Source organism: Salinicola peritrichatus, assembly GCF_003206715.1.
Taxonomy (GTDB): domain Bacteria; phylum Pseudomonadota; class Gammaproteobacteria; order Pseudomonadales; family Halomonadaceae; genus Salinicola; species Salinicola peritrichatus.
On record NZ_PZJU01000050.1, the window covers coordinates 27,818 to 48,557 of the forward strand.

Consider the following 20,740-nt stretch of genomic DNA (forward strand, 5'->3'; position numbering starts at 1 on the left):
CCCAGAAATCGGCGCGGCGGACGATGCGTTCGTCGCCGATGCGCCTTATGACTCACCAAACAACAAAGGCTGTGTAGCTGATTGGGAGTGGTTGGAATACGTCGGCCAAGCGGGATAATAGAGTTCCGCTTGGTCGCCCCAAGTCGCCCACCCCTCCCGGCTGCCGCGCGCAAACAATTCCAGCCTGGGGCCGGGGCTGCAAGCCTCGATAATCTCATAGACTTCATCCGGTTTACGGCTATGTTCACGCTTTCGTGTGGCCAGATAATTGACTTGTGTGCGACCGGGCTGAAGGGTACGCGCATTTTTGCCTCGCACACCGAACAGCACGAGCTCCGTGACATTACGAAAATAGAACCCCACCCCACGACCGTCCGAACCGCCATCCTTACGAATCTTGTGCCAGACAATATTGCTTTTATAAGAAAAGCCCCAAGCCTCCATGACTTTCAGCCCTTCGGGCAATAGTGCATTGGGTACCCATAAATATAAATGTGCGGGCTCTCGGGTGAGGCTTTCAACAGGCAGGGCCATGATGTCGTCCAGCGTCATGGTACCGTAGCGATTCAGGCGCTTGTGCTCCGGCGCGACCTTGCCCGTGCGATTCTGAAACTGCCAAGGCGGGTCGGCCAGAATGGTCTGGAATCCCTTGTCACCATGTTGTGCGAGGAGGGCCTCGGCTACCTGCCGTCCTGTCTCCGTTACGCCTATTTTCATTCGCTTTCCCAGTCAGTGATCAGACGTGGCGTGATACCGAATGCCAGCACGGGGCAGCCACCATGGCGGCCTGCGTTCAAACGATATAGCAGCTTTCCCATCCAGGTGGTGCTGGCACCATACTTGTCTTTTACAGGTACCGGATTGCCATCCTTGTCGTATTCCACGCTCCCATCTTTCTTCAGTCGAGGTATCCGCGAAAAGAGAGGGTTGAGCTTTTCACTACGCGTGAGCATGACCCCTACACTGATCAGCCCGCATTCATGGAACATCCGCATGGCATAGAGATCACGGTCGAAGGTCTGGTCCTTGGAGTTCCATTCCAAGTCGAACGCGACCTTGCCCTTTACATAGTCGATTTTGTGGCCATCAATGAAGCTTTCCAGTTTGATGGCTTCTTTCTCCGGATGCTTATGCTTTCTGACCGAACCATCATCCAGAAAATCCTCGGAATGCTCCTGCATCCTGACGACTAGATCGCCCTGAATTCTGGCTTCGTTCCATCCCGTTGGACGCAGCCGGCGAGAAATTAGCTTGGGGATACCCGACTCATTGCCACCTGGCATTCCGATATCTCTCCGCGTTATGGAAAAATTCAGGAGGGCTTCCTGCAACTCCCTCAATTGTTCCGGGAACGACGTTGCCAGGATGGCGGCAGCGTGCCTGTATGAATATACATCATAGAGTTCGAGAATACGTGGATCAAGATGCGTCTCGATGTCCTCGTAGGCATCGGCATTGATGCCCGGCTGGAGATCGACGTCATCCGCTCGCTCCGCCATGGCACGCGTTTCGGGGTCTTGAGGCTGTGACATGCTGGTTATCAGGCCCGGCTGTGATGGTTGATCATCATCTTACCGGAAATGGCGGAAGAGCGTGGGAGTCGAATCCACCAGGGACCGTGGCAGCCCCTGCCTGATTTGAAGTCTAGCCGCCCCACCGGGGGTCGATGCTCTTCCTTGAAACGGGCCGGGATCAGGCGTCCCAGAAGTCGGCACGGCGAATCCAGCGCTCATCGCCGATGCGCCGCGTGAACCCCACTCTATCAAAGAATTCAAGGATTTGAATGGCAAGTTTGCACCCAGTGCCGATGCGGTCGCGAAACGCGGTGGCACGTACCGCCCCCCGTTCCTTCTCTAGCGCCCAGGCGATGGCGGCCATCTCGCGCACGGCGTCGTCGAGGTAGAATGATCCTTGCGAACCTGGTGCAGGCGCCCGAGCCGCGGCCATGGGGAATGATAATACCCGGTCGCCGACAAATTCTCCGAACAGCGGATGATGACGATCGATCACGCGGCCACTGGCGGGATCGAGACCGCCCCATAGGCTCAGCGGCATCGAACTGGCCAGGACGCAGCCGCTACTACGCCACCGATCAGACATTCACCGGCCGAGAGCCGGAACTCCAGGGAAGGGAGACTACGCTTCACGGGACGAGCGCTGGCGGGATCACAGGGGCAGAGGCATAAAAAGACATTCCGTTTCATTGTGAAGCGTCGCCTCAAGTTATGGTGCCTGGCTCGATTCGTCCAGTGGCACGACGGTCACCGCAACCACCACCCCGCTATCGAATCTGCGAGCGCAACGCGAATGCGCTACCATGCTTCTCCTTCACCGGCTCTCGAACGGGCAATGGCATGACCTACCGCGTCGCCATCAACGGCTACGGCCGCATCGGCCAGAGCGTGCTGCGCGCGCTGATCGAACGCCCCGACCTGCCGCTGGAAATCGTTGCCATCAATGAGCTTTCCGACCTCGAGACGATCGCCTACCTGACTCGCTACGACACCACTCATGGACGCTTTCCCGGTCAGGTAGAAGCACGGGATGGCTGCCTGGTCATCAACGGCCGCACCATTCGGGTGCTCAACGCTGCCGAACCGGAAGCGCTGCCGTGGGGCGAACTCGGGATCGATCTGCTGCTGGAGTGCTCCGGCAGCTTCAAGGATCGCGCCACGGCCGAGCGCCATCTCCAGGCCGGCGCAGCGCGGCTGCTGTTCTCCCAACCGGCGGAGACCGACGTCGACACCACGGTCGTCTATGGCGTCAATCACGCAGCAATCGCCCGCGACATGCGCATCGTCTCGGCGGCCTCGTGTACCACCAACTGTCTGATACCGATCCTCGACGTGCTGGAAGCCAGCTTCGGCGTCTCCCACGGCGTCACCACCACCATCCATTCGGCGATGAACGACCAGCCGGTGATCGACGCCTACCACAACAGCGACCTGCGCCTGACACGGTCGGCGATGCAGTCGATCATCCCCGTGGACTCCGGCCTGGCACGCGGCATCGGCCGGTTGATGCCGCATCTGGCGGATCGTTTCGAATGTCTTCACGTCCGCGTGCCGACCATCAACGTCTCGGCCATGGACATGGCGATCTCGCTCGAGCGCGAGACCGACGCCGCTGCCGTCAACGCCTGTCTGGCCGCCGCGAGTCGCGAACGCTACCCGGGGCTGCTCGGCATGACCTACGAACCGATGGCCTCGGTCGACTTCAACCACGATCCGCGCTCGGGTATCGTGGATGCCACCCAGACCCGCGTGGCCGGCGGCCGCCTGCTCAAGCTATTGTGCTGGTTCGACAACGAGTGGGGCTTCGCCAACCGGATGCTCGACGTCGCCCGCCACTGGCTCGAACTGCCATCTTCCATTGCCGAACCCGTCACCTCCTCAGGAGAGGATATTTAAGAAACAGGTGAACGAAGACGAGACAAGGCGAAACCGGATGAAACAGCGGAGTTTACGAGCAGTAAATGAGCATGTTGAAGAGGGTTTCAACGCCGTATCGGCGAGTGCAGCCCTTTATTAAATACCCTCTAAGGAAAGGATCTCATGACCGTACTCAAGATGACCGACCTGGATCTCTCCGGCAAACGCGTACTGATCCGCGAAGACCTCAACGTGCCCGTCAAGGACGGCAAGGTCACCAGCGATGCACGCATCCGCGCCAGCCTGCCGACCATTCAGGCCGCACTCGACGCCGGCGCCAGCGTCATGCTGATGAGCCACCTGGGGCGGCCCACCGAAGGCGAGCCGTCCGACGAATTTTCGCTGGCGCCGGTGGCCGAGCATCTCGCCGACCTGCTCGGCAAACCGGTACGGCTGGAAAAGGACTACCTCGACGGCAACGTCGAGATCGCCGCCGGTGAAGTCGTGCTGCTCGAGAACGTGCGCTACAACCCGGGCGAGAAGAAGGACGACGAAGCGCTTGCCAAGGCGTATGCCGCGCTTTGCGATGTCTACGTGATGGACGCCTTCGGTACCGCCCACCGCGCCCAGGCCTCCACCCATGGCGTGATCCGGTTCGCGCCGCAATCCTGCGCCGGCCCGCTACTGGCCAACGAGCTCGACGCCCTGGAAAAGGCGCTCAGCGCACCCAAACGCCCGATGGCCGCCATCGTCGGTGGCTCCAAGGTGTCGACCAAACTCGATGTGCTCTATTCGCTGTCGGAGAAATGCGATCAGTTGATCGTTGGTGGCGGCATTGCCAACACCTTCATCGCCGCGGCCGGTTACGGCGTGGGCAAATCGCTCTATGAAGCCGACTTGGTCGACAAGGCCAAGGAGCTGATGGCCAAGGTCGAGATTCCGCTGCCTACCGACGTCGTCGTGGCTACCGAGTTCTCGGAATCCGCGGAGGCGACGGTCAAGCCGGTCGATCAGGTCAGCGATGACGAGATGATCCTGGATATCGGTCCGGAGACCGCCAGGCATCTCGCCAGCCTGCTGGAAAACGCCGGCACCATCCTCTGGAACGGCCCGGTTGGCGTGTTCGAGATCGATCAGTTCGGCAAGGGCACCGAAGTGCTGTCGAAGGCGATCGCCGCAAGCCCGGGATTCTCCATCGCCGGCGGCGGCGACACCCTGGCCGCGATCGACAAGTACGGCATCGCCGATCAGGTTTCCTACATCTCCACCGGCGGCGGCGCCTTCCTGGAGTACGTCGAAGGCAAGACCCTGCCCGCCGTGGCCGCGCTGGAGAAAGCCGCGCAGGAAAAGGCCTCGAGCTGATTCCCGATTCGCTTCAGACAAGGAGTCAGCGTGCCAAGGAAGGCGACGCCATTCCCTCTCGACCTCGCCAGCCGTGTCTCTCCGGCACGGCTGGCAGCGCTGGGCATTCTGCTGGCCGGCGCGCTCTGGGGGGTCTACTGGTATCCCGTTCGCCGCATCGAGGCGCTCCAGCTCGGCGGCGTCTGGGGATCGCTGATCATCGCCGCCACGGCATGCGTGGTGCTCTCCCCCTGGGCGCTGGTCCAGCGTCGTCGGCTTGCCCGTTCGTCCGCACTGGGGCTTGCCTCGGTCACGTTGGGCGGGGCGGCGTTCATGCTCTACTCCATCGGCCTGGTTCATGGCCAGGTCGCCGTGGTCATTCTGCTGTTCTACCTGACCCCGGTCTGGAGCACCCTGATCGAACGGCTATGGTGGCGCTGGCCGCTCACTGGGCGACGCGTAGCCGTCATCCTCGTGGGGCTGGTCGGTTTGGGACTGGTGCTCGGCGCCAACGGCTCCCCGCTGCCGCACGGCATCGGTGACTGGCTGGGGCTGGCCTCGGGATTGATGTGGGCAGTCGCTTCCAGCGGCATGCGCTCCCACAACACCCTCGGCCCCGGAGAAGGCAGCTTCCTGTTCGCGATCGGCGCCCTGGTCACCGCCGTGCTGCTGGCCCCCTTTCTCTCTCCCTGGCCCGGCTTGCCGTCGATGGAAACCGGATGGCGCGTAGCAGGCTGGATCCTCGCCGCGGCGATTCTGTGGTGGTCGGCATCGCTGGCCCTCGTCGTCTGGGCAGCCGGCCATCTGCCCCCCGCCCGGCTGGGCATCCTGATGATGAGCGAAGTGCTCGTCGGCGTCTTCTCGGCGGCGCTGTTCGCCAACGAGTCGCTGGCCTGGCTACAAGGGCTGGGCGCAGCGCTGGTGATCACCGCCGCGATTCTGGAAGTGATGCCGGCGAGAGCAGGCGCCTGAACGCCGATGCTGCGAGGAGTCCAGAAACGAAAAAGCCGACTCCATGAGCCGGCTTTCATCATTCGTGGCGGAGAGGGAGGGATTTGAACCCTCGATACCCGCGAAGGTATGCCGCATTTCGAGTGCGGTGCATTCGACCACTCTGCCACCTCTCCTTGGCGAGACTCGCGCCGAGCCTAGTGACCCACGCTTATGGCGTCGATACCGGCTCACGATCCTCCCGCGGCGGAAAAAATAACAGAAAAGAATCGAAACGTTAACGTCGCGATCTAAATATTCCCGCTTTCCAGCGCCTGCCGGCTCACTCCGCCGCCTGCGTCTCGTCCTGGCCGCTTTCCGACAGCGCACGCTTCACCAGGCCCTCCCGCTTCATGCGGGCAAGAAAGTCCTCGACATAACGCGTGACCGCGTCCGATGCCTGCGCCTTGGGTATCGCCATGCACTGCTCGATCGCCGTGAAGCGACCGGGCAGGACACGATAGCCAGGGTTCGATCCGGCATAGGCCGCGAGCGGCTGACGAACGCCGGCAGCCGCCTCCAGTTGCCGCTCGACGAACAGCTCGATGGCCGCCGCCGACGTGGCAGCGCGCACCAGGCTTGCCTGCTGCAGCGCGCGGGTCAGGTAAAGGTCATAGGCCGCGCCCTTGCCCACCGCGATGCGAACATCGCTGCGATCCAGCTCGTCGACATCGCGAAACGGCGAGGTTTTCGGCACCAGATAGGTGCCTTCGATGACCACGTAGGGCGCAGTGAACTGGATCTTCTCGGCGCGCACCGGATCACGGGCGAGAAAGCCGATGCGCCAGGCATCGTCGTCGATCGCCGAGAACACGTCTCCGGCACCGTCGAAGGTGGCGAATTCGGCTTCCACGCCAAGCTCGGCTGCCAGCGCCCGCGCCAGTACCGCCGAGACACCAGCCGGCTCGCCATCCTCGCCGCGCTGCGCAAGCACGATATTGCCGTAGTTGATGGCGACGCGCAGTCGCCCTGCCGGCGCCAGCGCCTCGATTACCGCTGATTTGTCATCGTTCATGAATCACGCTCCTTGATCAGCACCACGCCAGGCATCTTCACGCACTATAGCCGGAGATCGACAGACACTCGCCGAAGACGGCGCCCTTAAAATAGCGATACCTGTGAACCGCGATCTTTCGTAAAGACCATTCCAATGACGACGGCCCCGCCTGAGCGGGGCCGTCGAATTCATAAGCGATATCTTCGAGCCGGTAACGATATCGCGTCAGGAAGCCTTGGCCGCCGGCAGGAACTTCGCCTTCAGCTTGCCGGCGAACATCGGTATCAGCACCACCAACGCGGCGGCGATCCACAGCCCGATGGAGAGGCCGGACTGGAACAGGATGCCGACGTCGCCGCCGCTGATCGACAGCGCCCGGCGCAGGTTCTCTTCCATCAAGCCGCCCAGCACGAAGCCGAGCACCACCGGCGCCAACGAGAAGCCGAACTTGCGCAGCAGGTAGCCGAACACGCCGATGATCAGCATCAGGTAGATCGCCATCAGGTCGGAATGCAGCTGATAGACGCCGACGAAGGCGAGAATCGCTACGCTCGGCACCAGCAGCCAGCGCGGTACCTGCAGCACGCGGGCGAACACGCCGGCCAGCGGCAGGTTCAGCAGCAGCAGCATGACGTTGCCGATGTAGAGCGACGCGATCAGACCGCCCACCACTACCGGCTGCTCGCGGAACATCATCGGACCGGGGTTGATGTTGTAGAGCATCAGCGCGCCGAGCAGGATCGCCGTGGTGCCGGAGCCGGGGATACCCAGCGTCAGCATGGGAACGAAAGAGCCGGCGGCAGAGGCGTTGTTGGCCGCTTCCGGCGCGGCCAGGCCACGCATGTTGCCGGTGCCAAAGCTGTTGTCGTGATCGCTGATGCGCTTTTCGGTGGTGTAGGCCACGGCGCTGGCGACCGAGGCGCCGGTACCCGGTAGCACGCCGATGACGAAGCCGATCACGCTGGAGCGCAGGATCGCCCACTTGCAGTACAGCACTTCGCTCATCTTGACCATGACCCGACCGATCGGCGCCATCTCGCCTTCCTGATCGTGACGGAAGGCGTGCTCGAGCATCAGCAGGATCTCGCTGACCGCGAACAGGCCGATGATCATCACCACGAAGTCGATGCCGTCGTAGAGTTCGGGCATGTCGAAGGTGAAACGCAGCACGCCGGTGCCGGAGTCGACGCCGACCGTCGAGATCAGCACGCCCAGCACGGCGCCGATCAGCGTCTTGACCGGATCCTTGCCCATCATCGCGGACATGGAAGCGAAGGCGAAGATCATCAGCGCGAAGAATTCGGCGGGGCCAAACTTGACGGCAACGATCGCCAGCAGCGGGGCGAACAGGGTCAAACCGATGATCGCCACGGTGGCGCCGATGAACGAACTGACCGCCGACAGACCCAGGGCCGGCCCGGCGAGGCCCTTCTTGGCCAGCGGGTGGCCGTCCAGCGTGGTCATGACCGCGCCGGCGTCACCGGGCACGTTGAGCAGAATGCTCGACATGCGGCCGCCGTATTCGGACCCCGTGTAGATGCCGGCCAGAAGAATCAGCGCGGACTCCGCCGGCAGCCCCAGCGTGTACGCCAGCGGCATCAGGATGGCGATGCCGTTGATCGGCCCGATGCCCGGCAGGGCGCCGAACAGCGTGCCGAGCAGCGCGCCCAGGAAGGCCAGCCCCAGGTTGAGCGGCGTCAGGGCGACACCGAAGCCCTGGATCAGAAAATCGAACATTCAGTTGCTCCCCAGCAGCGACTCGATCCAGCTGCCGGTCGGCAGCGAAATCCCCAGTCCGTAGGTGAATAGCAGATAGCTGCCCACCGCCAGCAGCAGACCACCGACGACCGCTTTCACCGGCGCGGCACCGAACAGCCAGGCGATGACGATGCTGACCAGTGCGGTCGTCGCCAGGTAACCCAGATTGATGAACAGCGCCGCATAGATGCCGAGCACCGCCATAGTGAACACGAGGCGCAGCAGCAGCGCGCCGGTCGGCCATTGACCGCTAGCGCCGGGACGGATGAAAAGCACGATCGCCAAAATCGCCAGAAGACCCGACAGCAGCAGCGGAAATGCTTTCGGCCCGACCGGGTCATAGCTGAACGGCACCTGTAGCTGCCAGGCCTGGACGGCGATGAACGCCGCCAGACCGAGCAACAGCAAACTCAGGATTCGGTCGGCGGCGAGTTTCATCTCGTCAAGCCCACTTCTTTGGACAGTTGCTGGAAGTCGGCGACCTGCTGCTTCACATACTGATGGAAGTCGTCACCGAACTTGGACATCGGGAACAGGCCGCGACCTTCCCGCAGCTCCTTGAAGCTCTCGGTGTCGTTCAGCTCGCGCAGACGGTCGGCCCACTGCTGATAGGCTTCGTCGCTGACGTTCGGCCCCATGTAGTAGCCGCGCCAGATCGGCCATTCGACGTCATAACCCTGCTCCTTGGCAGTGGGGATGTCCGCGTAGGGCCCGCCCATGCGCTCTTCGGAGAGCGCCGCCAGAATGCGGATCTCGCCGCTGTCGAGCTGCGGCTTGAGCTCGGCCAAGTCGCCGGTGAAGACTTGAATATGCTCGCCGAGCAGGGCCGCCAGTGATTCGCCGCCGCCCTCGAAGGAGACGTAACGCAGCTTGCGCGGATCGACATCGGCGGCCTTGGCCATCAACGCCGCTTTCATCCAGTCCTGGCTGCCGACCGTGCCGCCGGCACCGATCACCACGCCGGACGGGTCCTGCTTCAGCGCTTTCATCAGCTCGTCGAGGTTGTTCCACGGCGCATCCTTGCGGACCACGATCGCGCCGTAGTCGACACCCAGCGCACCCAGCCAGCGAACGTCATCGACCTTGTGCTTGAGCCCGAACTTGCCCAGCGCCAGGTTGAGCGCAGCGCCGGTGCTTGCGGCCACGATCAGGTTGGGATCGTCGTCGCGCACGCCAGTGACATGGTTATAAGCCACGGCGCCGATACCGCCCGGCATGTAGCTGACCATCATCGGCTCGTCGATCAGCTTGGCGTCCTGCAGGCCATTGGCTGCCAGACGACAGGTCAGGTCGTAACCGCCACCCGGCTTGGCTGGTGCGATACACTCGGGCGGCTTGGCCTGGGCCTGAACGGCGCCGGCCAGCAGCGCGCCGCCGGTCACGGCGGCAACCAGCCAGCGAGAGAGGAATCGAGAGTTGGGCATGCTGTGCGTCTCCTACCTGGGTTGTTATGCTCGCAAAATCTCGTGGCGGGCACCGGACTCGGGCCGGTTTTGCCTACCGACGGCGCGATGCTAGAGCGCTAACCTTTCATCAACCTGTCATCTAAGCCTTTGTCGTATAGGACATTAGTCGCATAGGACATTAGTCGTACAAGACATGGCTAGCAGATGATCTCGAGAAACCGCCATGCACCTGCTCGTGATCGAAGACGATCCGCTGCTGTCACGCTCGCTGAGCCAGGCGATGACTCGCCACGGTTACACCGTCGATGCGCTATCACGCGTCGACGACGCCATCCAGGCGCTACGCCAGGGCCGCTTCGATCTGGTCCTGCTCGATCTCGGTTTGCCCGATGGCAGCGGTCTCGGCGTGCTCGAATGGTTACGCGCCCACGCCGACCCCACGCCGGTAATGATCCTGACCGCGCGGGATGCGCTGGAGGATCGCGTGCGCGGGCTGGATCTCGGTGCCGACGACTATCTCGCCAAGCCGTTCTCGATCAGCGAGCTGGAAGCGCGGGTTCGCGCCCTGCTGCGGCGTAGTCAGCAGCGGCTCGACAACAGCGTGCGCTTCGGCGGTTTGAAACTGGACACCCGCTCTGCCAGTGCCTGGCTGAACGAGACCTCGCTGGATCTGCCACGACGGGAATTCAGCCTGCTGGAGGCGCTGATGCTCAACGCCGGGCGAATCGTGCAGCGCGAGGCGCTGGAGAACCGGCTGTTCGGCTTCGAGGCGGTGGGCGCCAACGCGCTCGATGTCTACAGCCGGCTGCGCAAGCGCCTGGCGGGCTCCGGCCTGTCGATTCGTACGCTGCGCGGTCTGGGCTATCGGCTGGAAGAGACAGCGGACAAACATGAGCCTGGCGCACCGCAGGAAGATCCCGAGTGATACCGCCGCAGACATCGCTCAAGCGACGCCTGGCGCTATGGCTCATCGCCATCGTCGCCGGGCTGGGGACGCTTTTACTGATCGAGGCCTACACCAGCGCACGCAAGGCCGCCGATCGAGCGATGGACGGTCAACTGGAAGCTGCCAGCCTGACCATCGCCGAATCGCTGCAATGGCCGGAGGGCAACCCCACCGTGGAAATGCCCGCCTCGGCACTGCAGATCCTCGCCACCCGCTGGCAGGAGCGGGTGTTCTACTGGCTGCAGGCGGACAACGGTCGCATCATCACCCAGAATGCCGACCTGCCGATCACCGACGCGATGCAGGCAGAGGCCAGGCTACAGCCGGTCTATCTCGACGCCGTCTACGACGGCCAGCCGATTCGCCTCAGCGGCCGCGAAGTGGATTCCGCCGGCTGGGACACCCAGGAGCCGGTGCAGCTGTGGGTCGGACACACACGCCATGGCCGCGACCTGCTGGCGCAGGAGCTGTTCCGAAAGAGCGCCACCCGCTTCGCCGCCATGGTGCTGATCACTGCCGCGCTGGTGGCGATCGCCATGCGCACCATGCTGGCGCCACTGCGTCGCCTTCGCCAGACGCTACGCGACCGAAGCGCCGACGACATCAGCCCGCTCAGGCTCGGCGTGCCGAAGGAGATGCTCGAACTGGTCGAGACCCTCAACCGGCTGTTCGCCGACCAGCGTCATCACCGCGACGCGCTGCTGCGTTTCATCGCCGACGCCTCGCATCAGCTCAAGACCCCGCTGGCCGGGCTGCAGAGCACCAGCGAACTGGCGCTGACCAGCCGCGAGCCGGCCATCTGGCGTCAGGCGCTCGAGACCGTTCACGACAGCGCCGGACGCACCAGCCGTCTCGCCGGCCAGATGTTGAGCCTGACCCGGCTGCAGCACCTGGGGCCGGGACACGAACGTCAGCCGCTGGCGCTGGATCGGCTGATGCGCGAGGTCGCCACCGACTGGGCCGATCGTCAGGACAGCCGCGATCACGATCTCGGCCTGGTCATCGACATGCCCACGCCGGTATGGGTCGAAGGGGAACGCTGGGCACTGCACGAACTACTCAACAACCTGATCGACAACGCCTGTCGCTACACGCCGCCCGGCAGCGAAATCACGCTGACCCTCGAGGGCGACGACGAGCGGGTCACGCTCTCCATCGAGGACGACGGCCCCGGCGTCGATGCCGAATCGCTCGGCCGCCTGACCCAGCCGTTCGAACGCGGCCGGCGCCAGGATACGCGCGGCTCCGGGCTGGGGCTCGCCATCGCCGAATCCATCGCCGTGCGCCACGGCGGCCAGCTATCGGTCACCAACCGGCAGCCGCGAGGACTCCAGGTCAGCTTGACGCTAACCCGCTGTCGGCCACCCGAGGAGAACAGGACATGAAACGACGCCTGCAGGTGATGCTCGGCTTTTCTCTGTGGCTGATTCTTGTCGGGACTGGCACCGCCCGAGCCGGCGAAAGGCTGATCATCGAAGCCGCGCTGGACCGCCAGATCGTCGATCCGGTGCTCGACGCCTTCGCTGCCGAGAACCCGCAGATCGATCTCGACTATCGCGATCGCTCGACACTAGAGGTAGACCAGCGCGCCCGGGATCGCGACTCGCCGCCGGACGTGGTCATCAGTTCCGCCATGCCGTGGCAACTGGCGCTCAGCAACGAAGGCATGGCCCAGCCCCTCGACGCGCCGGAGGTCGACCAGTGGCCGGCATGGGCGAAATGGCGCAACGAAGTGTTCGGCTTCACCTTCGAGCCGGTGGTGATGGCCTATCGCCTCGAGCTCGCCTCGCACATGCCGCCACCGGAAACCCATCGCGACCTGCTCGATCTGCTGACCCATTATCGTTACTGGCTCGATGGTCGCGTGGTGAGCTACTCGCCTCGAGAAAGCGGCGTCGGCTACACCCTGTCCCAGCAGGATGCCCGCTATACGCCCCGCGCCTGGGATCTGATCGCCGCCATGGGCGCGGCCAACATCAATCTCGAAACCACCACCCAGCGCATGCTGGCCGGGCTCAGCGAGGGCCGCTACTGGCTCGGCTACAATCTGCTGGGTTCCTATGCGATGCTCTGGGCGCAGACCCATCCCGACATCATCGTCCAGGTCCCCAACGACTACTCGCTGGTGCTGATGCGGATGGCATTCGTCCATCGCGATGCACCACACCCGGCTGCCGCCAGACGCTTCGTCCGCTTCCTGCTGAGCCGGCGCGGCCAGCACATCCTGGCCGGCCAGACGCCGCTGTTCAGCGTGCGCGACGACGTCATCGGCCCTTACACGGCCCAGCGGCTACGCGATCAGGTCGGCGATCATCTCTACCCGATTCCGATCAATGCCACACTGCTGGCGTTCGTCGACCCGCTGCGTCGCGATGCGTTCCTGCGCCGCTGGGACCGCGAGATCCAGATCCTTTCAGAATGAGGGATGTCGGAATGGGCGATGCCGGCGTAAGCGATGCCGGAATGCATCCTGCCGATATGGCGACGGCTCCAGAATTGCCCCTGTGCCTGTCGTCGCAATGCCGTAAGATACGGCGCCGCTACATCGATGCAGTGCCCGAAGCAGGCGCCTCGATGCCAAGACACCGATGACCGAGAGTTCCGGATGAGCGTAACCGCAGCGACCACCGCCCCCGCCCAGTCGACAAACCAGGCCAAACGCGCCGCTATCGGCAGCTTCGTCGGTGCCGTCGTCGACTGGTATGATTTTCTGCTCTACGGCATCGTCGCCGCGCTGGTCTTCAATTCGCAGTTCTTCCCCAACGTCAGCCCCGCCGCCGGCACGCTGGCCGCGCTGGCCACCTTTGGCGTCGGCTTCCTGTTTCGCCCGCTGGGCGGCCTGGTCTTTGGCCACTTCGGCGATCGCCTAGGACGCAAGCGCATGCTGATCCTGACCGTGATCCTCATGGGTGGCGCGACGGCACTGATCGGGCTGCTGCCGACCTACGCCCAGATCGGCGTCTGGGCACCGATTCTGCTGGTTACGCTGCGTGCGATCCAGGGTTTCGCGGTGGGCGGCGAATGGGGCGGTGCGGCGCTGATGGCGGTGGAGAGCGCACCGCCTGGCCGTCGCGCGTTCTACTCCAGCGGCGTGCAGGTGGGCTACGGCGTGGGCCTGATCCTGGCCACCGGTAGCGTCTCGCTGCTCAGCTACGGATTGAGCGACGCCGATTTCACGGCCTGGGGCTGGCGCCTGCCGTTTCTGTTCAGCGTGGTGCTGGTACTGGTTGCGCTGAAGATCCGCTCGAGCCTCGAAGAGTCGCCGGAATTCGTCGAAGCGGTCGAGCGAAACGACCAGAAGCCTGCCAGACCGCCGATCCTCGAAGCGCTCAAACGCCACCCCGGCGCCTTCGTGACGATCATCGCCATGCGCCTGGCCGAGCTGTTCACGATGTATATCGTGACCACCTTCGCGCTGAGCTACTCCACCGGCTATCTCGATCTATCGCGGGACCTGTTTCTGCATATCGGTCTGCTGGTCGGCGCGATCAGCTGCGTCACCATCCCGTTGTTCGCGTTCCTGGCCGACACGCTGGGACGTCGGCGTGTCTACATCACCGGAGCCATCGTCGGCGTGCTGGCCGCCTTCCCGTTCTTCATGGCTCTGCAGGCGGGTTCGATCCTGTGGATCGTGATCTTCGCCGTGGCACTGGCCAATCTCGCCCACGACATGGTGGTCAGCGTGCAGCAGCCGATCTTCGCCGAGCTGTTCGGCGCCGCCTATCGTTACAGCGGCGCCGGGGTCGGCTATCAGGTCGCCAGCGTGATCGGCGGCGGCTTCACCCCGTTCATCGCCGCCGCCCTGGTCGACCTCTACGACGGCAGCTGGATACCGGTTGCCGTCTATCTGGCCGCCGGCTGCCTGCTCTCTGCCCTGGGTGCCGCCTGGATGCTGCGGAAGCGGTAACGGCGCAGTAACCGCCAGCTAGTGCTCAGCCCCTTTTCTCCCAAGAAATCTGCGACCAATGTCGCAGATCTTCGCCGTAGACGAAGCCCCGCTTTCCCAAACGATAATGGCCATCCGTCGCCACGGATGGCTATAGTCCCCTCGCTTGCCGCCGCTGGCGTATTCTGGCCGTCTCTTGCCTGAATTCGCATCGCCACCGCGCACGTCATCGAGGTGTTTTCATGAAGAAAAGAATCAGTGAACCGGTCAAGAAGCCGCTGGTCTGGATCGGCTTCATCATTCTCTTTGCTCTGATCAACCCCTGGTATTTTCCCGATGGCTCCTGGTCGCCACTGTTCTTCGGCGTTCCCTACTGGGCGCTGATCATCCTGATCGCCTCGCTCGCATTGTCGATCTTCATCACCTGGGTGGTGATGACGCAGTGGGAAACCGGTGCCGACGAAGACGAGGAGCTGTGACGATGGAAGTGGAACTGGCCTTCAGCGGGTGGTCCGGCATTCTGGTGCTGATGCTCTACGGCGGTCTGATGCTGGCCGTGGGCGTCTACGCCTTCCTGCGCAATCGAGGCGTTCGCGAGAGCTTAGACGAGTACTATCTCGGCGGGCGTGGCCTCGGGGTGATGGTGCTTTTCTTCACCTTTTTCGCCACCCAATACAGCGGCAATACCGTGGTTGGCTATCCGCCCACGGCCTATCGTCTCGGTTACCAATACCTGGTGTCGGTGCCGTTCTTCATCATGATCATCATGGTCTATCTGCTGTTCGCGCCCAGGCTCTATGCGCTGGGTCGACGCTTCAATCTGCTGACGCCGGTGGACTGGATCGACCTTCGATTCCGCTCGAAAAAGGTCACGGTTCTGGCCGCGATCCTGATGCTTTATGGCCTGGGCAACTATCTCCTCGAGCAGTTCGTCGCCATCGGTCAGGGCGTCTCCGGTCTCACTGGCGGCACGATTCCCTATCAGGTCGGCGTGGTGTTCTTCATCGTGATCATGGTCGCCTACAGCTGGCTGGGCGGAATGCGCTCGGTGGCCTATACCGACACCATCCAGGGGCTGGCACTGCTGTTCGGCGTGTTCACGCTGCTGATCGGCTCGCTGATCTACCTGGGCGGGCTCCCCACCGCAGCCGAGACGATGATCGCCGAGGCACCGGAAAAGCTGGGGGCGCCAACCGGCGGCAGCCTCACCACCTGGTTCTGCCTGCTGGTGCTGGTCGGCATCGGCGCGGCGATCTATCCCCACGCTTTCCAGCGGATTTTCGCGGCGCGCAGCGAACGTACGCTCAAGCGCTCTTTCATCCGCATGGCCTACATGCCGTTCCTGACCGCTGGCGTCGTCTTCATGGTGGGTATCATTGGCATCTCCGCCTTTCCCGACCTGCCCACGGCGGAATCCGAACAGCTGGTGGGCATGATGGCCAATGCGCTCGCCAACCAGAATGCCTTTTTCTATTGGACGATGGTGCTGCTGTTCGGCGGCGTGATCGCGGCGATCGTCTCGACCGCCGACTCGGTGTTGCTGACGTTTTCATCGATCGTTTCCAACGACCTCTACGGACGTTACATCGCACCGGATGCCGATGAATCGCGCAAGATTCTGGTGGGCAAACTGGTGGGGGTCGCTGCGGTCGTCGTGCTGGTGCTGATCGCCTGGTATCCGCCGGGGACGCTCTATCAGATCTTCGTGCTCAAGTTCGAAGTGTTGATCCAGACCGCACCGGCGCTGATCCTCGGCCTCTACTGGAGCCGGCTCAATACCCAAGCCGTCTTTGTCGGCATGCTCGCCGGCACCGTTCTCGCCGCCGCCTTCACCTTCGCCGGCTATCGCCCGCTGGGGGTCTACAGCGGTCTGTGGGGGCTGTTACTCAACCTGGTGCTGTGCGTCGGCGGCAGCTTGATGAGTCAGGTGACCGAAGCGCACCGCCAGCGCGCGATCGAGGTCATCGGCTGGCAGCGTCCATGACGGCGCTCACCCCCACCGCGCCGCAGCCGTAGACCATCAGGCTGCTGCCGAACGCCGGCTTGAGACGATTGGGGACCGAGCCGCTCCCGGTCTGAACGCCGCAGCCCAATGGGCAAAAGACAGAACGACATGGCCCCCGGCTCGGTCAATGTCAGAGTCTCCACCAAGAAAGGCGTCCTTGTCTCGCGTCACAGCCGCTTTGATTTGCATGGAAAGATCCTCACGATGTTGCGGTGAATGCCCCCGGACCATACCAAGGCCCGGGGTATCGTTCCCGCCTACGGGTTAGAACGGATACTGACGCGGTTCATGCTGCAGCGTGATCCAATGCTCCGTGGTGAACTCATCGATCGCCCAGTCGCCGTTGAAGCGGCCCAGGCCGGAGTTCTTTTCACCGCCGAACGGCGCATGCGGCTCGTCGTTGACGGGGATGTCGTTGACATGGGTCATGCCCGCCTTGATGCCCTGCGCGAAGCGCACGCCACGTTCCAAGTTGCTCGTGAAGACCGCGCTCGACAGACCGAACTCGGTGCGGTTGGCCAGCTCCAGCGCATGCGCTTCGTCGCGTGCGGATTGAATGCCCACCAGCGGCCCGAAAATCTCCTCGTCGGCCAGTTCCATGTCTGCCGTGACATCGCCGAACACGTGCGGCGGCAAGACATTGCCCTCGGGATCACCCCCGGTCAGCAACGTGGCGCCCTCGGCATGCGCCTTGGCGATCTTGGTCTGGAGTCCCTCAAGCTGCCTGGCGTTGATGATCGGCCCCACGGCGGTCTCGGGATCGGCAGGGTCCCCCAGACGCAATGCCTTGACGCGTTCGACAAAGCGGGCGGTGAAGGCTTCACGCAGCGGCTCTTCGACGATGATGCGATTGATCGCCATGCAGATCTGGCCCTGATGGAGGAACTTGCCGGCCACCGCCGCATCGACCGCCTGCTCGACATCGGCATCCGCCAGCACCACAAAGGGACTGTTGCCGCCGAGTTCCAGGGCGACGTGCTTGAGATGCTTGCCGCCGCTCGCCAGGCGACCGATATTCAGCCCCACGGGGGTGGAGCCGGTGAAGGTGATCAACGAAGGCACGGGGTGCTCGACGAAGGCATCGCCGATCTCGGAACCGGCACCGACGACGACGCTCAATACGCCCGGCGGCAGCCCCGCCTCTTCGAAGATGCGTGCCAGCAGCAGCCCGCCGGTCACCGGTGTGTCGCTGGCAGGCTTGACGACCACCGCGTTGCCCAGCGACAGTGCCGGCGACACCGAGCGAGCGCTCAGGTTGAGCGGGAAGTTCCACGGGCTGATCACGCCCACCACGCCCAGCGGTGACCGATAGACACGACTTTCCTTGCCGGGAATGTCAGACGGCAGGATGCGTCCGTGGGCCCGGGTCGGCATGCTGGCCGCTTCCTGGGTTATCGCCCGTGCCGCGTTCCACTCGATCTGCGCCTTGATCCGCGTACTGCCCGACTCGCGAATGATCCAGTCGATGATCTCGTCACGGCGCTCGTCGAAGATCGCCACCGCGCGCCGCATGACATCGCCACGCGCATTCGGTCCCAGTGCCGCCCATTCGGCCTGGGCCGCCTGCGCATGTCGGTAGGCATCGTCCAGGTCATGCCGGTCGGCCATCGCCAGATCGAGCAGCGTTTCCCCGGAATATGGATTGGTCACGCTCAGGCGGCGCTCGGCACTTCCCTGGCGCCAGCGTCCCGCGATCGGCTGGGCATCCTGATCGGCAAACAGCGGTGCTTGTGTCATGTATCTCACCCTCATCGTCATGCGAAGACGCGCCTCGTCGGGCCGCGTCGTGGTCATGCGAGCCTAGCCGGACAATTAATACGCAGACTAATAGTAATGATCAATCAACTTGATACCCCGCGGCAACCCCATGGCCTAGGGTTCGCAGGGCTCGCCGATAACTGATAGCCCAGCAGGTCAACTGAAAGCTCGCGGCGGGCAGTCGGCCAGATCACGGAGGCGCATCGCCAGCGCGCGCTGGAGGTCATCGGCTGGCAACGCTGATTGCAAACATTTGCTGACCGAGGACGACGGGCGCCGTACGAGTGAATCCACTTGCCGGTAGCCCGTCTCGGGCTCATGCTATTAGGCATAAGTCTAATTGGCAGCGGTCAACGTTTCGTGAACACCATCTTCGGCGCCATCGTTCCCATCTTCATCCTGCTGGGCATCGGTTATCTCGCGGTGCTCAAGCGCATCGTCGACAAAGCCCATATCCAGGGCATGGGCCGTTATGTGATCAACATCGCCCTGCCCGCGCTAGTGATCCAGGCGTTGCTCCAGCGTCCGCTGGACGAGGTCTTCAACGTGCCCTATCTGCTGGTCTACGGACTGGGTTCCGGGCTCGCCTTCGCCATCACCTTCGCCATGGTAACGCTGCGCGGCAATGCGCCGCTGGAGCGCCGGGCGATGTATGCCCTGGGCACGTCGGCCTCCAACAGCGGCTTCATCGGCTATCCGGTGGCGGTGCTGGTGGTCGGCCCCACGGCAGGCATTGCCCTGGCGCTCAACATGCTGATCGAGAATCTGCTGGTGATTCCCACGGCGCTGGTACTCGCCGAGCTCGGCCGCCAGGCCCAGGGCGGCGTGTGGAAGACGGCGAAACCGGTCGCGCTGCGCATCCTGCGCCATCCGTTAATCATCGCCATCGCCGTGGGCACGCTGCTCGCCGCGCTGAACCTGCACCCGCCGGCTCCGATTGCCCGGGTGCTCGAGATGCTCGCCGCCTCGTCCTCGCCGGTGGCGCTGTTCGTCATCGGTGGCACGCTATGCGGCCTGCGCGTGCGCGGCATGGTCAAGCGTGTGACTCGGATCGCACTCGCCAAGCTCTCCCTGCACCCGCTCTGCGTGCTGCTGATGGTACTGCTGATACCGGGGCTCGATCCGGTATTCGCCACTGCCGCCATCGTCTTCGCCTGTGCGCCGATGCTCTCGATGTATCCGCTGCTGGGCCAGCGCTACGGGTTCGGCGAGCTGGGCACGGCGGCGATGGTAATGGCGACGGTGCTGTCGGCGCTGACACTGGCATTGGGAATCTGGCTGAGCCATCTGTGGCTGGTATAGCGCCGAACGAGGCGCTGTTACGGCTGCGAAGCCAGTAGCGAATCCAGCGCGTGCTTGCCCTGGAGCGCGGCCATGCCCGTCGGCATGACCGCCAATGCATCGCTGAAGACCTCCAGCGACAGCGGCCCGGCGTACCCTGTCCTGCCCAATGCCTCCATGAAGCGTTCGATGGGTAATTCGCCGTCGCCGGGAAACGCCCGTCGATGGCGGCTCAGCGATTGCAGATCCTGCCCGCGCGGCCACGGCGAATCGGCCAGCTGCACCAGGCCGATTCTGTCGCCAGGAATCGTGGCGAGGGTTTCCAGCTCGAGTTCGCGAGCCAGGATATGGTAGCTGTCCAGCACGATGGAAAGCGCCGGATGATCCGCCCGCTGCACGATCCGCCACGCCTCGCGATAGTCGAAGACATGCCGTCCCCAGGCCAGCGCCTCGAAGCCCACGCGCATCTCCCGTTCGGCCGCCAGTTCGGCCAGGTCGCGCAGGCTGTCGGCGGATCGGCCCCGGTCGTTCTGGGCTTCTTCGCGGGTGTTGCTGCAGGCGAGCAGGAAGTCGCCACCGAGATCGGCCAGCGTATCGAGTTGTCGCCTGGCTTCCTCCAGCATCTGCCGATGCCATGCCGGCGGCAGCGCCTCGGCATCGCGGAACGGCTGTAGCGCGACGACCGTCAGTCCGAGTTCCCGACAACGCTCCCCCACGGTTCGCGGCGCCAGACCGCTCGACTGCAGGTCATCGGCGAAAACCTCCACGCCGTCGAATCCGGCCCGCGCGATCGCCTCCAGCTTGTTCGTCAATTCTCCGCTCAGACAGAGCGTCGCCATCGCGGTTGTCGTTACCTGCTTCACGCATTCTCTCCCGGCTGGCAGGAGCCACCCATCTGGCCCGTCTGGATGTTCAGCCTAGAAGGAAACCGTCACGACGCCACAGGTTCGCGAATCCGATTCGTCATCTACGCTGACGACAGACAACATCTGCCAAGGAGG

General features: G+C 63.6%; 19 protein-coding genes and 2 tRNA genes. 10 read left to right on the forward strand and 11 right to left on the reverse strand.

The window, feature by feature from the left end; translation table 11 throughout:
* Positions 1–45 precede the first annotated feature (45 nt).
* From DOM57_RS17270 to DOM57_RS22440, 4 genes are all read right to left on the reverse strand, one after another.
* A complete protein-coding gene (locus tag DOM57_RS17270) occupies positions 46–717 on the reverse strand; it encodes an MT-A70 family methyltransferase (protein ID WP_110650432.1) in 672 nt (223 codons plus the stop codon).
* Positions 714–1,532: a BglII/BstYI family type II restriction endonuclease gene (locus tag DOM57_RS17275; protein WP_110650433.1), complete on the reverse strand. Its 819-nt coding sequence runs from the start codon at positions 1,530–1,532 to the stop codon at positions 714–716. The genes DOM57_RS17270 and DOM57_RS17275 overlap by 4 nt, the downstream gene beginning before the upstream one ends.
* Before the next feature lie 49 nt (positions 1,533–1,581).
* A tRNA-Sec gene (locus DOM57_RS21855) sits at positions 1,582–1,676 on the reverse strand.
* A 16-nt stretch (positions 1,677–1,692) separates the two neighbouring features.
* A complete protein-coding gene (locus tag DOM57_RS22440) occupies positions 1,693–2,100 on the reverse strand; it encodes a SelB domain-containing protein (RefSeq protein ID WP_239496298.1) in 408 nt (135 codons plus the stop codon).
* A 254-nt stretch (positions 2,101–2,354) separates the two neighbouring features.
* Here DOM57_RS22440 and DOM57_RS17290 point away from each other — a divergent pair, with 254 nt between their 5' ends.
* The 3 genes from DOM57_RS17290 to DOM57_RS17300 all read left to right on the forward strand — a co-directional run bounded on the left by DOM57_RS17290 (position 2,355) and on the right by DOM57_RS17300 (position 5,684).
* The gene (locus DOM57_RS17290) at positions 2,355–3,410 is read left to right on the forward strand and encodes a type I glyceraldehyde-3-phosphate dehydrogenase (RefSeq protein WP_110650434.1); all 1,056 of its coding nucleotides are present in this window, start codon (positions 2,355–2,357) and stop codon (positions 3,408–3,410) included.
* A gap of 144 nt (positions 3,411–3,554) precedes the next feature.
* On the forward strand, positions 3,555–4,733 hold the full coding sequence (locus tag DOM57_RS17295) for a phosphoglycerate kinase (protein ID WP_110650435.1): 1,179 nt from the start codon (positions 3,555–3,557) through the stop codon (positions 4,731–4,733).
* Between the two features lie 30 nt (positions 4,734–4,763).
* A complete protein-coding gene (locus tag DOM57_RS17300) occupies positions 4,764–5,684 on the forward strand; it encodes a DMT family transporter (protein ID WP_239496299.1) in 921 nt (306 codons plus the stop codon).
* A 65-nt stretch (positions 5,685–5,749) separates the two neighbouring features.
* On the opposite strand, the gene DOM57_RS17305 is transcribed toward DOM57_RS17300, so the two are convergent.
* The 5 genes from DOM57_RS17305 to DOM57_RS17325 form a co-directional block, all read right to left on the reverse strand.
* Positions 5,750–5,839, reverse strand: a tRNA-Ser gene (locus tag DOM57_RS17305).
* A gap of 146 nt (positions 5,840–5,985) precedes the next feature.
* Positions 5,986–6,717 (reverse strand): transporter substrate-binding domain-containing protein, encoded by a 732-nt coding sequence (locus DOM57_RS17310; protein ID WP_110650436.1) that lies wholly within the window; start codon positions 6,715–6,717, stop codon positions 5,986–5,988.
* 207 nt (positions 6,718–6,924) lie between these two features.
* Entirely contained in the window at positions 6,925–8,436 is a 1,512-nt protein-coding gene (locus tag DOM57_RS17315; RefSeq protein ID WP_110650437.1) for a tripartite tricarboxylate transporter permease, read from the reverse strand.
* Positions 8,437–8,895, reverse strand: coding sequence for a tripartite tricarboxylate transporter TctB family protein (locus tag DOM57_RS17320; protein ID WP_110650438.1), 459 nt, complete (start codon positions 8,893–8,895; stop codon positions 8,437–8,439).
* Positions 8,892–9,881, reverse strand: a complete 990-nt coding sequence (locus tag DOM57_RS17325) for a Bug family tripartite tricarboxylate transporter substrate binding protein (protein ID WP_110650439.1) — start codon at positions 9,879–9,881, stop codon at positions 8,892–8,894. Before DOM57_RS17325 ends, DOM57_RS17320 begins: the two co-directional genes overlap by 4 nt.
* A gap of 205 nt (positions 9,882–10,086) precedes the next feature.
* Between DOM57_RS17325 and DOM57_RS17330 the strand changes: the two genes are divergently transcribed.
* The 6 genes from DOM57_RS17330 (at position 10,087) to DOM57_RS17355 (ending at position 16,679) form a co-directional block, all read left to right on the forward strand.
* Positions 10,087–10,788 carry a response regulator gene (locus DOM57_RS17330; protein WP_087720168.1) on the forward strand — a complete coding sequence of 234 codons (702 nt, stop codon included), beginning with the start codon at positions 10,087–10,089 and terminating at the stop codon, positions 10,786–10,788.
* Positions 10,785–12,194, forward strand: coding sequence for a sensor histidine kinase (locus DOM57_RS17335; RefSeq protein ID WP_087720167.1), 1,410 nt, complete (start codon positions 10,785–10,787; stop codon positions 12,192–12,194). Before DOM57_RS17330 ends, DOM57_RS17335 begins: the two co-directional genes overlap by 4 nt.
* Positions 12,191–13,231, forward strand: coding sequence for an ABC transporter substrate-binding protein (locus tag DOM57_RS17340; protein ID WP_087720166.1), 1,041 nt, complete (start codon positions 12,191–12,193; stop codon positions 13,229–13,231). Before DOM57_RS17335 ends, DOM57_RS17340 begins: the two co-directional genes overlap by 4 nt.
* Before the next feature lie 183 nt (positions 13,232–13,414).
* Entirely contained in the window at positions 13,415–14,716 is a 1,302-nt protein-coding gene (shiA, locus tag DOM57_RS17345) for a shikimate transporter (RefSeq protein WP_110650440.1), read from the forward strand.
* A gap of 221 nt (positions 14,717–14,937) precedes the next feature.
* Positions 14,938–15,174, forward strand: a complete 237-nt coding sequence (locus DOM57_RS17350; RefSeq protein WP_110650441.1) for a hypothetical protein — start codon at positions 14,938–14,940, stop codon at positions 15,172–15,174.
* A 2-nt stretch (positions 15,175–15,176) separates the two neighbouring features.
* Positions 15,177–16,679, forward strand: a complete 1,503-nt coding sequence (locus DOM57_RS17355) for a sodium:solute symporter family protein (RefSeq protein WP_110650442.1) — start codon at positions 15,177–15,179, stop codon at positions 16,677–16,679.
* A 285-nt stretch (positions 16,680–16,964) separates the two neighbouring features.
* Here the strand turns inward: DOM57_RS17355 and DOM57_RS17365 are convergent, their stop codons facing one another.
* The gene (locus tag DOM57_RS17365) at positions 16,965–18,437 is read right to left on the reverse strand and encodes an aldehyde dehydrogenase family protein (RefSeq protein WP_110650443.1); all 1,473 of its coding nucleotides are present in this window, start codon (positions 18,435–18,437) and stop codon (positions 16,965–16,967) included.
* Positions 18,438–18,818: 381 nt separating this feature from the next.
* Here DOM57_RS17365 and DOM57_RS17370 point away from each other — a divergent pair, with 381 nt between their 5' ends.
* Positions 18,819–19,760, forward strand: coding sequence for an AEC family transporter (locus DOM57_RS17370; RefSeq protein ID WP_239496300.1), 942 nt, complete (start codon positions 18,819–18,821; stop codon positions 19,758–19,760).
* 17 nt (positions 19,761–19,777) lie between these two features.
* Here DOM57_RS17370 and DOM57_RS17375 read toward each other — a convergent pair whose 3' ends face one another.
* On the reverse strand, positions 19,778–20,602 hold the full coding sequence (locus DOM57_RS17375) for a sugar phosphate isomerase/epimerase family protein (protein ID WP_162619577.1): 825 nt from the start codon (positions 20,600–20,602) through the stop codon (positions 19,778–19,780).
* Positions 20,603–20,740 lie beyond the last annotated feature (138 nt).

What these genes read in the sequence shown, in the direction of transcription:
- DOM57_RS17270 (WP_110650432.1), bottom strand. Translation starts at nt 717, where the DNA reads ATGAAAATAGGCGTAACGGAGACAGGACGGCAGGTAGCCGAGGCCCTC.
- DOM57_RS17275 (WP_110650433.1), bottom strand. Translation starts at nt 1,532, where the DNA reads ATGTCACAGCCTCAAGACCCCGAAACGCGTGCCATGGCGGAGCGAGCG.
- DOM57_RS22440 (WP_239496298.1), bottom strand. Translation starts at nt 2,100, where the DNA reads ATGTCTGATCGGTGGCGTAGTAGCGGCTGCGTCCTGGCCAGTTCGATG.
- DOM57_RS17290 (WP_110650434.1), top strand. Translation starts at nt 2,355, where the DNA reads ATGACCTACCGCGTCGCCATCAACGGCTACGGCCGCATCGGCCAGAGC.
- DOM57_RS17295 (WP_110650435.1), top strand. Translation starts at nt 3,555, where the DNA reads ATGACCGTACTCAAGATGACCGACCTGGATCTCTCCGGCAAACGCGTA.
- DOM57_RS17310 (WP_110650436.1), bottom strand. Translation starts at nt 6,717, where the DNA reads ATGAACGATGACAAATCAGCGGTAATCGAGGCGCTGGCGCCGGCAGGG.
- DOM57_RS17315 (WP_110650437.1), bottom strand. Translation starts at nt 8,436, where the DNA reads ATGTTCGATTTTCTGATCCAGGGCTTCGGTGTCGCCCTGACGCCGCTC.
- DOM57_RS17320 (WP_110650438.1), bottom strand. Translation starts at nt 8,895, where the DNA reads ATGAAACTCGCCGCCGACCGAATCCTGAGTTTGCTGTTGCTCGGTCTG.
- DOM57_RS17325 (WP_110650439.1), bottom strand. Translation starts at nt 9,881, where the DNA reads ATGCCCAACTCTCGATTCCTCTCTCGCTGGCTGGTTGCCGCCGTGACC.
- DOM57_RS17330 (WP_087720168.1), top strand. Translation starts at nt 10,087, where the DNA reads ATGCACCTGCTCGTGATCGAAGACGATCCGCTGCTGTCACGCTCGCTG.
- DOM57_RS17340 (WP_087720166.1), top strand. Translation starts at nt 12,191, where the DNA reads ATGAAACGACGCCTGCAGGTGATGCTCGGCTTTTCTCTGTGGCTGATT.
- shiA (WP_110650440.1), top strand. Translation starts at nt 13,415, where the DNA reads ATGAGCGTAACCGCAGCGACCACCGCCCCCGCCCAGTCGACAAACCAG.
- DOM57_RS17350 (WP_110650441.1), top strand. Translation starts at nt 14,938, where the DNA reads ATGAAGAAAAGAATCAGTGAACCGGTCAAGAAGCCGCTGGTCTGGATC.
- DOM57_RS17355 (WP_110650442.1), top strand. Translation starts at nt 15,177, where the DNA reads ATGGAAGTGGAACTGGCCTTCAGCGGGTGGTCCGGCATTCTGGTGCTG.
- DOM57_RS17365 (WP_110650443.1), bottom strand. Translation starts at nt 18,437, where the DNA reads ATGACACAAGCACCGCTGTTTGCCGATCAGGATGCCCAGCCGATCGCG.